The organism is Microcoleus sp. FACHB-SPT15, assembly GCF_014849525.1.
Lineage (GTDB): Bacteria > Cyanobacteriota > Cyanobacteriia > Cyanobacteriales > Coleofasciculaceae > Symplocastrum > Symplocastrum torsivum.
The window spans coordinates 504083-515677 of sequence record NZ_JACJNU010000062.1 but is presented as its reverse complement, the minus strand read 5'-3'; the positions used below and the strand labels follow the sequence as shown (position 1 = coordinate 515677).

The window sequence follows — 11595 nt, the reverse complement described above, 5'->3', positions numbered from 1 at the left end:
CATCAGCTTACTAAATGCCCAATCCTGGGGGTGGCCAAGTAGCCCAAACAAAGATGGCAACGGCAGCGATCGCAAGTAATCCTTCAATTAAATTACCAATCAAGGAACCTACGACAATCCCTAGTCCTGCCTTAAACGCCACCTTGGTTCTTTCATGTAGAGGCAACTCGCGTCGATAGAGAAATTCCCCAATAAACGCTCCTAACAAAGGCCCAACTAAAATCCCCAGCAATGGCCCAGCGACCAGAAAAGCTGGCAGAAGCCCGAAAAACCCTAGCACTAGCCCAATAATCGCTCCCCATTGCCCCCACTTACTGGCTCCAGCCCGTTTTGCTCCCCAGTAGGAAGCCAAGAACTCAATTCCCGCACTCAGTATCAAAATCACAAATATGGCGATTAAGGGCCAAGTGATACCACTAAAACCCTGGACGACACCCCAAACCAGAATTGCCGCCAAAATCAAGCTAGGTCCGGGAATGCCAGGAACGACAGCCCCGACAACACCCACGAGCATGACGAAAATCAATAACCAGTAAAGAATTGTTATAGACATCTAAATCTCAGCAGCTACTTGCATCATCTGAAAATCGGCTGAGGGTGTTTGCCAGTTTATCCGCAATCCCCTCTATCCAATTCTCGTCTTGTTTCGTGTAACTGCGGGGGGCATTGGCTGCCAAAATTAGAACACCCTGATTGCCAATCGGTTGACAAATGACACCTTGGGTGTTTTCTGGTAAGTAGTCAAATTCAATGCGCCCTGGATAAATTTTCAAGTCAACTAAGTAGATCGGTTTTTGTTTTTCTAGCACCCGTTTTAGAATCGCCCCTGGTTTGACTTCTGGGTTGATGCCTAAAACACCTCGCCGCAGCAAAATTTTGCCCTGATACCAAACCACAAGCGATCGCGTTACGGTATTTGTTAGCAACAGATGCGAAGCCCAAGCGAGTTCAGTTTTCACTTCATCTGGTAGCCCTGGTAACAGTTCAAAACCCTGCTCTCCGGTTAGAACAACAGCATCAGGCGATCGCGGCTGCACCTGCTGCCACAATAATCCCGTCAAAATCAACACAGCACTGACAATCACTCCCAAAGCGTCTGAGCGGGCTTGGGAATCTGTAAGTTCAGGTGATAGTAAACGGTTTACCAGCAGCAGGAAACCTGCTAATCCACCAACGACAAAGGGCAGTTGTCGCAGTACATAGTTTTGATCAGGTTTAGCCATGTTAAACGCTCGTTGGTCATTGGTAATCGACAACTGACGAACGCTTTACTCCTCTCCCGGTTCAATAATCCGTTGGAACAAATAACCCGTACCTCTTGCGGTGAGAATTAGTTCAGGATTACTCGGATCATCTTCCAGCTTTGCCCGTAACCGTGAGATATGGACATCCACAACACGGGTATCAACGTGGCGTTCTGGTGTGTATCCCCACACCTCTTGCAAAATTTCTGAACGAGAGAACGGTTCTCCTGAACGACTAACTAATAGCTCCAAGAGACTGAACTCCATACCTGTAAGTCGGATACGCTCATCTCCTTTGTAAACCTGCCGCTTGTTCGTATCAATTTTGATACTTGCAACATGGATAACGCCAGAACTAGGAATCCCAGATCCACCTACTTTATCAACCCGTCGCAGTACCGAACGAATCCGGGCTTCCAACTCTTTGGGAGAAAAGGGCTTGACAACATAGTCATCAGCTCCTAACTCTAATCCTGTGATACGGTCGGCAACATCACCCAGAGCCGTTAGCATAATTATGGGGACATCAGATTCCTTACGCAATTCTTGGCAGACACCGTAGCCGTCGAGCTTGGGCATCATTACATCCAAAACGACTAAATCAGGGTCAGCGTTCCGAAAGGTATCTAGGGCTTCTTCCCCATCGGCAGCAGTGACGACATCGTAGCCAATCATGGAAAGGCGAGTTTCCAAGATGCGGCGGATACTGGCTTCGTCATCGACAACGAGGATTTTTTCCTTATGATTTTCCAAGTGACTCAATTCTCCTGAAAGTTGGTTAGTGAATTGTTAATTTATCAGTAGCTTCTCTACTTAGATATTACGCTGTATCAAGGTTTTTTAAGGCATCAACCGTCTGTCTGCTCATTAGTTGAAGCTTTTCTTAATCTTTGTTGAAGCATTGAAAATTTTTAATAGTTTTTTACACGTTTAACTCAGGATGCCGAAGTCTAAATCTGTATATGTATGTAGTGCATGTGGAACCGAGTCCTCTCAATGGTTTGGTAAATGTTCAAATTGCGGCACTTATAACTCGTTGGAAGAAGAGATTGTCGCGCCAAATTCCCTTAACATCAGCCGAGGGGGATGGCAATCCAATACTCGTTCCAACAATAAGTCTGCTAGTAAAGGCCCAGCTCAACCGAGATCTTCCATCAAGTTCTCAGAAATTTCCAACAACGTCCAAATGCGCTTTGCCTCAGGCTACACTGAACTGGATCGGGTACTAGGTGGGGGTATCGTCCCTGGCTCTTTGGTGTTGATTGGCGGTGATCCAGGAATTGGGAAGTCAACGCTGTTGCTGCAAGTCGCAAATCAACTGTCTCAGAGACACCGCATCCTTTATGTCTGTGCAGAAGAGTCAGGACAACAGGTGAAGCTACGAGCCTCTCGCCTAGGTGTTGGGAGTCTGCCTGTTGAGGAGACGACTTCTAATGGTAGCTCTAAAAAGCGTGCTAAGTCTTCAGAATCAGCATCAGCAGCTCAAGATGATGGTAATGGCACTCCAACCGATCCAAATCTCTATGTACTGCCAGAAACGGATTTAGAAGAAGTTCTCCGAGAGTTGGAGTCATTGAAACCTCAGGTGGCGGTGATTGATAGTATCCAAACGCTGTATTTTGCGGCATTAACGTCTGCGCCTGGTTCTGTGGCACAGGTACGGGAATGTACTTCGGCGCTGATGCAGGTAGCCAAACGGGAGAATATCACACTGCTGATTGTTGGACACGTTACCAAGGAAGGTGCGATCGCAGGCCCAAGAGTTTTGGAACACTTAGTCGATACGGTACTGTATTTTGAAGGCGATCGCTTTGCCTCTCATCGCTTGCTGCGTTCCGTAAAAAACCGCTTTGGAGCAACGCACGAAATTGGCATTTTTGAAATGGTAGACAACGGCTTGCAGGAGGTGTTAAATCCTTCTGAGCTGTTTTTGGGCAGTCGGGATGAAATGAGTCCTGGTACTGCCACGGTTGTCGCTTGTGAGGGAACTCGCCCAATTGTTGTGGAGTTACAAGCATTGGTGAGTCCGGCGAGTTATGGTTCACCCCGTCGCGCCGCTACTGGTGTTGATTACAATCGCTTGCAGCAGATTCTTGCTGTACTGGAAAAACGAGTTGGGATTCCTTTGTCAAAATTGGATGCCTATGTCGCCTCGGCTGGGGGTTTGGGGGTTGAGGAACCAGCGGCTGATTTGGGAATTGCGATCGCGGTTGTTGCCAGTTTTCGCGATCGCACTGTTGACCCCCGCACAGTTATGATTGGCGAAGTTGGCTTGGGTGGACAAGTGCGACTCGTCTCTCAAATGGAACTCCGCCTTAAAGAAGCCGCTAAATTGGGCTTTAAACGAGCAATCATTCCCAAAGGACAAGCCTTACCGGATGTCGGTTTAGAAGTAATACCCGTCGCAAGAGTGTTAGATGCAATTATTGCCGCCTTGCCTGGAGGACTGCGCCAGAACTTTGGTGATGACGATGATGATGACGAGATGATGGAAAACTGAATGACTAGTGCAAGAAGGCAGAAGATAGGAGGCAGAGGGCAGAAGGGAAGAAAGGTTGCACAGTAAGCTTTTCAACCTTTTTTAACTGGATAGTTATTTCCGCCGTGCTGCACTAGTTCCAAGAATCTGACTCGTCTATTTCCTCTTGCTTATCGTTATCAAGACGAATCAAAGAAGACTTCTTAAGTCTTTTCACACCACTGAGAACGACTAGCGCCATCAGGGTGCCAATCAGACTCATTTGCCATAAACCACAGCCTGCGGCTGCTCCCAAGCCACCAGCCAACCAAATTGTTGCGGCAGAAGTTAGCCCTTTCACTTCTACCCTACCAAGTCCCTGACGAGATTCTTGCAGAATCATTCCAGCTCCTAGGAAGCCAACACCTGTTGCAACGCCTTGAGCAATTCGAGCCATCGCATTAAGAGCTGTGGAACGAGCCATAACCTCAGCATCATTTGCAGAGGCAGATGAGACAGTATCACCAATCTCAGTCTGTAAGGGAAGCATCACGAATAGAGCAGCCCCTAAGCTCACAATCATAAACGTTCTCATGCCAGCGGGTCTCCCCGTCCGCTGACGGTTGATACCAAGCGTGCAACCAACCAGTAGTGCCAAAGTAAGCCTGAAGGTCATACTTTGCCAATCACTGGGGCTAAAAAACATCGAACTCATTACTGCACTCCCTGTAGAACATACCAATTTGTCAATCAGTCAGTTAGAAACAGGGTAGGGTAGCCTTAGAGCGGGTTGCTAGCTATTCCAAGAATTTAACCTCAGATTATCTAAAGATTAACCTGAAATTAATCACAGTAACTTGAGCCGTTTATCGTAGATTCAACGAGCCGACTAGACAGCGATAAACCTTGGTTTTAGGGAAGAAACAGGCTTAGTTATCTACGGTTCATTCCGCATTCAAAAACTCCAAATAGGAATTACTCAAGTCCTTCACTGCCAACTCGTAAAATTGCTTTCCATGTTCAGGAGTAGCTAGCGCTGGATTAGAACCCATTCGCCCATCAGGATACCGTCGCCGAAAGTCTGCTGCTCCATAAATCGGGTGTCCAGAGGCAACGTCTGGTGATAAAGGTGCTTGCTTAATTGCATCAGGATAGACGTATTGAGTAAGAGCAACTTCACTTGGTGTCGCGTGGGAACCTTCTTGATTCCCATACAGCTCTTTCGCTAGTTTATAAACAGAACCGCACATGAACCAGTTACCAAGGCGGCATTGTACGCGATCAGCATTAGGAATATTCAAATCACTGAGGTGAGCGTAACTTTCGGAAAACGCTGCTTTGAGAGTAGCGATATTACCCCCATGACCATTGATAAAGAAAAACTTCGTGAATCCTGATCTCGTTAAGCTAGTAATATAGTCTTGGATTAGCTGAATCAAGGTACTTGGTTTCAAGCTAATCGAGCCAGGGAACCCGGTGTGATGCAGTGCCATTCCAACATTGATTGTTGGACCGACAACGGCACTCGCTGCCTCACCTACTCCCTTTGCGATCGCTTCTGCACAAATAGCATCGGTACCAATCAATCCTGTAGGTCCATGTTGCTCTGTTGAACCAATCGGCAGAATAATTCCTTGGGATTGCTTCAGGTAAGATTCAACTTCTGTCCAGGTACTTAAATGTAGCAGCATTATCATTAGTCCCTTGTCGATATGTGTATGCTTTGGAGGTAAGTACTAAGGTTGCACAAGTTTATATTGATCACCAGGGAGAACCTCATCTACTGCTAGTCGGCTGATATTAGTTCTTCAAATGTTGCTTGGTACAGACTTGTGCAAAGCTGTAGTAGGGTGTGTCCTGCTTAAGCCTTCTTGATCTTTCTCCATCCAAGGGAATAATTTTCGTGTATACCTTGGCTTAGAACTGCAAAACTCCTCTCTTAAAATTTTTTATGCTGTCTCTCGACCTCCCGCCGAGTCCGTCCAGCCCAGAATTAGCGCAAGCCAATCGCATCCTGGTTGTGGAAGACGAAGATTTAATTCGGGAAATGCTTGTCTTGGCTCTAGAAGAAGAAGGTTATGAAGTGGTTACTGCCATAGATGGGCGAACAGCCTTATCACTTCTTCAAGATGCCGAACCTAACGACGGGGAGTTCCCTTTTAACTTACTCATCCTTGACTTAATGTTGCCTCAGATCAACGGTTTAGATCTGTGTCGTCTGCTACGATATCGCGGGAATCCTGTCCCCATATTGATTCTCAGTGCCAAAGCCAGTGAAACAGACCGAGTTCTGGGGCTAGAAGTTGGTGCAGATGACTACCTCACCAAGCCTTTCAGTATGCGGGAGTTAGTTGCTCGTTGCCGTGCGCTTTTGCGTCGTCAACGCTTTAGTTGCTTGCCCCCAACACCTACACCTGTGTTGCAACTACGGGATATTATTCTCTATCCCCAAGAGTGCCGTGTAACTGTGCGTGGGGAAGAAGTTAATTTTTCGCCCAAGGAATTCCGGCTTTTAGAGCTATTTATGAGTCATCCTCGCCGCGTTTGGTCGCGTGATCAGTTGATTGATCAAGTCTGGGGAGCCGATTTTCTGGGAGATACGAAAACAGTTGATGTTCACATTCGTTGGTTGCGAGAAAAATTAGAGCGAGACCCTAGTCAGCCAGACTACCTGATTACAGTTCGCGGTTTTGGCTACCGCTTTGGGTAAACAAGGAGGCAGGTTTTAGGGATTAGGTGGTAGGTTTAATGGCAATGCACAAGGAACCCAAAACTCTAATTTTTAATCTAATTTGTGCGCCACAACCTACGACCTAACACATTGAGAGCCAGTAGGTTAGAATCCCCAACGGAATTGCCTCCTGAACTCCTTTCAAGGTAGAACATCTCGTCATTCACACCCTTGGATGAGGCTTAAGGCGCTATTTTTGTGTAACCTTAAGCCTCAGTTGTCCTACAATTTTTGAGAAGGTTCATACAAGCGAAGGCGAAAGCCAGGAAGTTAAAGCGTTTAAACTTTTAACTAACAGTCTTTCCTTTAACAGGCAAAGTTCTTTTGAAGGAACAACTGATAAATCTTCTGAGTGCGAGAATGAATGACCCTTCTAGCATTTTTACTCGGTTTGGCTCTGGGTATTGGGGTTTGGTTTTGGCAAAAGCACCGACTCCAAAGGCAATTAGGGCAAATGTTGGGAACATTGCAGCGAGATGCAACTAGTCCTGCCTTGCCTGTAGTTTCTCGCTTGCGGCGAGAGATAGCCATAGCCAATCAACAGCGGGAAATGCTAGAGGCAGAACTGCAAATCAAGCAGTGGTTGCTTCAGATAGCACCGTTAGGCTATTTGCAAGTCGATGAAGAGAACCAACTGGTTTGGTGTAACGAACAAGCCCGTCAGTTGTTGCAGATTGACCGCTGGGAACCTGGACAACTACGTTTATTGCTGGAACTGGTACGTTCCTATGAACTCGATCAGCTTATTGAAAAAACTCGTTACCAGCAACAACCAAACATCCGAGAGTGGGTATTTCACCCATCCTGCTTGGATGGTTCAGCAATGGGTGATGTGCAAGCATTAACATTGCGAGCCTCTAGTTGGCCTCTCCCTGAAGGAGAAATTGGTGTATTTCTAGAAAATCGTCAACCACTAGTTGAACTTTCCCAATCTCGCAACCAGTGGTTTTCCGACTTAGCTCACGAACTTAGAACCCCTCTCACCTCAATTCGCTTGGTTGCAGAAGCGTTGCAAGGTCGTCTAGAACCTCCCGCAAGTCGCTGGGTGGAAAAACTGCTGCACGAAACGAATAGGTTGATTAACCTCGTACAAGACTGGCTAGAACTGAGCAATCTGGAAAAAAATCCCAGCAAAAGTCTCAGCTATCAACCTGTAGAACTGCGGGCTTTAATTCACTCAGCTTGGCAAACCTTTGAACTGTTGGCACAGACCCATCAGCTCACACTTACCTACAAGGGACTGGATACAATTTGGATTAGAGCCGATCAAGCACGCCTTACCCAAGTCTTTCTCAATTTATTCGATAACGCTATTAAACATAGCCACCCTCAGCAAGTGATTCAAGTTGAGGTAACTCGGCTAGCAGAAGACATCAATACTCTGACAACGAGCAATCTTGCTACACCCACACTAGATGATCGATCTTCTTTTATACAAATCGATATCATTGACTCAGGGACTGGCTTCTCAGAAACAGACATGCCTCATGTATTCGAGCGCCTCTATCGCGGAGATGCCTCGCGTCATAAGGAACAAGCAACTTCTGAGCATCCAGAGAGGTCAAGCGTAACCAAGGGGAGTGGCTTAGGGCTTGCGATCGTACAGCAAATTATCCAAGCTCACGGTGGCAGCATCAAAGCGACAAATCATCCAAAAACAGGAGGGGCATGGTTGCAAATTAAACTACCTCAGGGCAAAGCTTCACTGTAATTTAATGTTGTTTTGCTATTACTATAGTTGTTCTTGTTCTCACTAAAGTTAAGGCATTTGAGGTGAGCGTATCTTCTTCAAACAGTAATTCTGAGCGTACCCATTTTGAACGATCCCTTAGGCGCTTAGAGCAAGATGTATTGCGAATGGGAGCTTTGGTAGAAAATTCCTTTCGCCTGAGTCACCAAGCGATGTTTTCCCAGAACATAGAGGCAGCTAGAACAATTCCCTTACTTGATAAGAAAATTGATCGCTACTATCGCCACATAGAGTTGGAGTGTGCCACACTGATGACGCTGCAAGCGCCTGTAGCCCAGGACTTGCGCTGCCTTAGTGCTTTTATGCAGTTAGTGCGAGATTTGGAGCGAATTGGAGATTACGCTGAAGATTTAGCCGAGATTGCCGTTAAACTTATTCCTTACCCGCCTCATGCTTGTATGCCACAGATTGAGGTGATGGCCCATCATGCCCAGGCAATGCTTGCAGCCAGTTTAGAGGCACTAGCAGATTTAGATGCAACGGCTGGGCAGGCGGTGAAAGTACTGGATGATCAAGTAGACACGGCTTACGATACGCTTTACGAAATCCTTGCCTATCAACGGGATATTAAAGGAGTTGTTGAGCCAATTCTATTATTGGTGTTGGCGATTCGCCATATAGAGCGGATGGCAGACCATGCGACTAATATTGGTCAACGAGTGACCTATATCGTTACGGGTCACCGCTCTTAGCTATAAGCTGAAACATTCTTAAGCTGATGTGCATTTTAAGTTTCATCTTGAATCTTTTGGGTTGATGGTTGCCAGTCAACAGTAAACAGTTAACAAAGAAACGATTGCCTAAAACAACTTAAATGCCACTGCCGCCTAGTAAATATTAACTTTTTAAAACCCTTTAACATTTAAACCCTAAGCTAGATGGCAGCTTAACCTTATGATTACCTAACAATTACTAATCCCTAAACTCAAAGCCGTAGTATCAGTACAAAAGTTCTAGGGTTTTTCTAACCTAGTGAAGCCGATCCTATAGCAAATAAGACTAAACATGGCTCTCAAACGTCGAGACTTCCTACTATTTCTGGGAGCTAGTGCTGGTACCGTTGCGCTGGGTTCTTTGCCCTCTTCTGAGAAAAAGTTCTCAATGCCGTTTAGCAACTCGGTTTCGGCTTCTAGTCCAGCAGGAAGTAGTCTCAGTTTTAAACCATTAAAAAGTCCAATGCCTTTGCCAACTGAAGGCATGGAATTGACTAAACAAACACAAGATTACAGCACCTATGAAGTAGTAGATGACTTGATGCTGCCTGAGGGCTTTACCTATGATGTCATTGCAGCTTGGGGTGACAAGGTAGGCGATTCCCGCTTCGGGTATAACAATGACTACCTTTCCTTTGTCGAAACGGGCAACGAGGAGGGATTGTTGACGGTTAACCATGAGTACATCAGTTCTGTCACTTGGACTCAGACATTTGACAAGGTAATCGGAAAATCTCTACCTTTTGCCGACCTCAAAGAACCGCTCGACGCTGCGGCTAAGGACGGCATTAATGCCTATGCTTTACCAGACAATGACCCCCTCAAGGCAAAAATCCGAGAAATTTCCAAAGAAGCCTTGATTGACCAAGGATTGTCCGTTATCTCAATTCGTAAAGATTCCAACGGACAATGGGTGCGGACAAATTCTAAACTAGACCGCCGAATTACCGGGGCTTCCGGTTTAGATGATGGGCGGTATCTCAAATCAACGGGGCCTGCGATAGCAGTATTTCGCAAAAAGCAGGGTCAAGGCTATGTCGATACAATTGGCGATCGCATTATTGGGAGCTTTGGCAACTGTGCAGGTGGCACCACCCCTTGGGGAACCGTCCTATCAGCAGAAGAAAACTTCCAAGTGCAAGTACCGGAACCTGTCTATCCAGACGGTACATCGTTTAGCCCGGAAGAACGCACCTTTATCATTGACAAAGAAGAAGTCGGTGGTCAAGGTAACGTCATCGGGCTAGCAGGCAACAAATACGGCTGGATTGTTGAAGTTGACCCTGCTAATCCTAGTGACTACGGCACCAAGCACAGTTGGTTGGGGCGTTACCGCCACGAAGCGGTTGGGGTTCGTGCCGAAGCGGGTAAGAAACTTGCCTTCTACTCAGGAGACGATCGCCGTGGTGGTCACTTGTATAAATTTGTCAGCAATGATAGTGTTCGCAACCCTAAAGACAAAGCGAATTCTAAGCTTCTGTCACAGGGTATACTCTACGCTGCCAAATTTAACCCCGATGGCACAGGTAGCTGGATTGCCCTAAACCCCAGTACACCTGTCAATCCAGATATGCCGAGTGTGGTAGCAGGTGGCATGATTCCCCTACCCAAGCGTCCCGAAGGCGGCATTGTTAAAGTCGAGAAAGACGAAGACATGACAGCCTTCAAGCAGCAGTTCAAAACCTTGGGCGACCTCTACACTGGCAATGCTCAGGAAAAGCAAGGCGCAATCCTGATTGATGCCCACTTTGCCGCTAATGCGGCTGGGGCAACCGCGACAGCTCGTCCAGAAGACACAGATGTTGCTCCAGATGGTTCTTTATACATTACCTTCACCTCCGGTTCTTCCGGTAGTGATGGTGGCCCAGATAACCGCATCTTCCAAGGGCCAAAAGGAGAGACACCTTATGAGTATGGCTGGATTACCCACCTAATTGAAGATGGTAATGATCCTGCTGCCATGACATTCCGTTGGAAGATGCTGTCTTTAGGTGGAGAACCTGCCGATGGAGGATTGGGTTTTGCTAATCCTGACAACCTCCTACTCGACAAGAGCGGTAACGTCTGGATGGTAACGGATATGTCTAGCGACAAACACAACAAAGCCGTTCCTAAAGGCAGACTTGACAAGGAAGGGAAACCCACTAGCCAGTCTGACTTACGGGGCTTATTTGGTAACAACTCCATGTGGTTTATCCCTACATCTGGGTCAGATGCTGGCAAAGCGTATCTCTTTGCTATGGGACCAATGGATTGTGAAACAACGGGACCATTCTTCACGAGTGATGAGCAAACCTTATTCCTCGCAGTGCAACATCCAGGAGAAGTCAATGGGATTCGCCTGGATAACAAGGCAGAAACTCGTGAGTACTCCATGAGAACCACAGATGGACAAGAGTTTATTCAAACTCGTCAAGTCCCAATTGGTTCCAACTGGCCTGACAAAACCGTTAACGCACCACCAAAACCTGCTGTTGTTGCGATTCGGCGGTTAGATGCTAAGCCAATTTCCACAGCTCAACTGAGCTAACAACTTTTACTTAAGTAACCGATATTCCAGGGGTAGAATGGGTTACCGAAGTGATTGGGAAAAAGGAACTCTCATATTGAGAGTTTATACAGCAGTTCATGAAGTCTCTTGCATAAGTACCAAAGCTCTAGGAGATAAGTACTACTGCAATGTCATAAGAATTGACTGC

10 protein-coding genes are annotated in these 11595 nt (G+C 46.6%); 5 read left to right on the top strand and 5 right to left on the bottom strand.

The window, feature by feature from the left end; genetic code table 11:
• Positions 1-10: 10 nt before the first annotated feature.
• Genes H6F98_RS26735 through rpaB form a run of 3 tightly spaced genes read right to left on the bottom strand, consistent with a single transcriptional unit; the run spans position 11 to position 1997 of the window.
• A complete protein-coding gene (locus H6F98_RS26735; protein ID WP_192221739.1) occupies positions 11-553 on the bottom strand; it encodes a DUF456 domain-containing protein in 543 nt (180 codons plus the stop codon).
• A gap of 7 nt (positions 554-560) precedes the next feature.
• A complete protein-coding gene (locus H6F98_RS26730; protein ID WP_192221738.1) occupies positions 561-1223 on the bottom strand; it encodes a cofactor assembly of complex C subunit B in 663 nt (220 codons plus the stop codon).
• A 45-nt stretch (positions 1224-1268) separates the two neighbouring features.
• Positions 1269-1997 (bottom strand): response regulator transcription factor RpaB, encoded by a 729-nt coding sequence (gene rpaB, locus H6F98_RS26725; RefSeq protein ID WP_192221737.1) that lies wholly within the window; start codon positions 1995-1997, stop codon positions 1269-1271.
• Positions 1998-2184: 187 nt separating this feature from the next.
• Here rpaB and radA point away from each other — a divergent pair, with 187 nt between their 5' ends.
• The gene (radA, locus tag H6F98_RS26720; RefSeq protein WP_192221736.1) at positions 2185-3744 is read left to right on the top strand and encodes a DNA repair protein RadA; all 1560 of its coding nucleotides are present in this window, start codon (positions 2185-2187) and stop codon (positions 3742-3744) included.
• A 112-nt stretch (positions 3745-3856) separates the two neighbouring features.
• On the opposite strand, the gene H6F98_RS26715 is transcribed toward radA, so the two are convergent.
• Together H6F98_RS26715 and H6F98_RS26710 are read right to left on the bottom strand one after the other, a co-directional pair.
• Positions 3857-4417 (bottom strand): MgtC/SapB family protein, encoded by a 561-nt coding sequence (locus tag H6F98_RS26715; protein WP_199348908.1) that lies wholly within the window; start codon positions 4415-4417, stop codon positions 3857-3859.
• A 229-nt stretch (positions 4418-4646) separates the two neighbouring features.
• Complete coding sequence (locus H6F98_RS26710) at positions 4647-5393, bottom strand: creatininase family protein (RefSeq protein ID WP_192221735.1); 747 nt, start codon at positions 5391-5393, stop codon at positions 4647-4649.
• A gap of 260 nt (positions 5394-5653) precedes the next feature.
• Between H6F98_RS26710 and H6F98_RS26705 the strand changes: the two genes are divergently transcribed.
• The 4 genes from H6F98_RS26705 (at position 5654) to H6F98_RS26690 (ending at position 11426) form a co-directional block, all read left to right on the top strand.
• Positions 5654-6412, top strand: a complete 759-nt coding sequence (locus tag H6F98_RS26705; RefSeq protein WP_192221734.1) for a winged helix-turn-helix domain-containing protein — start codon at positions 5654-5656, stop codon at positions 6410-6412.
• Positions 6413-6797: 385 nt separating this feature from the next.
• Positions 6798-8144, top strand: coding sequence for a cell wall metabolism sensor histidine kinase WalK (locus tag H6F98_RS26700; RefSeq protein WP_192221733.1), 1347 nt, complete (start codon positions 6798-6800; stop codon positions 8142-8144).
• Positions 8145-8206: 62 nt separating this feature from the next.
• Positions 8207-8875: a phosphate signaling complex protein PhoU gene (phoU, locus tag H6F98_RS26695; protein ID WP_192221732.1), complete on the top strand. Its 669-nt coding sequence runs from the start codon at positions 8207-8209 to the stop codon at positions 8873-8875.
• 313 nt (positions 8876-9188) lie between these two features.
• Positions 9189-11426, top strand: a complete 2238-nt coding sequence (locus H6F98_RS26690; RefSeq protein ID WP_192221731.1) for a PhoX family phosphatase — start codon at positions 9189-9191, stop codon at positions 11424-11426.
• Positions 11427-11595 lie beyond the last annotated feature (169 nt).

What these genes read in the sequence shown, in the direction of transcription:
- H6F98_RS26705 (WP_192221734.1), top strand. Translation starts at nt 5,654, where the DNA reads ATGCTGTCTCTCGACCTCCCGCCGAGTCCGTCCAGCCCAGAATTAGCG.
- H6F98_RS26715 (WP_199348908.1), bottom strand. Translation starts at nt 4,417, where the DNA reads ATGAGTTCGATGTTTTTTAGCCCCAGTGATTGGCAAAGTATGACCTTC.
- H6F98_RS26710 (WP_192221735.1), bottom strand. Translation starts at nt 5,393, where the DNA reads ATGCTGCTACATTTAAGTACCTGGACAGAAGTTGAATCTTACCTGAAG.
- H6F98_RS26690 (WP_192221731.1), top strand. Translation starts at nt 9,189, where the DNA reads ATGGCTCTCAAACGTCGAGACTTCCTACTATTTCTGGGAGCTAGTGCT.
- H6F98_RS26730 (WP_192221738.1), bottom strand. Translation starts at nt 1,223, where the DNA reads ATGGCTAAACCTGATCAAAACTATGTACTGCGACAACTGCCCTTTGTC.
- radA (WP_192221736.1), top strand. Translation starts at nt 2,185, where the DNA reads ATGCCGAAGTCTAAATCTGTATATGTATGTAGTGCATGTGGAACCGAG.
- H6F98_RS26700 (WP_192221733.1), top strand. Translation starts at nt 6,798, where the DNA reads ATGACCCTTCTAGCATTTTTACTCGGTTTGGCTCTGGGTATTGGGGTT.
- H6F98_RS26735 (WP_192221739.1), bottom strand. Translation starts at nt 553, where the DNA reads ATGTCTATAACAATTCTTTACTGGTTATTGATTTTCGTCATGCTCGTG.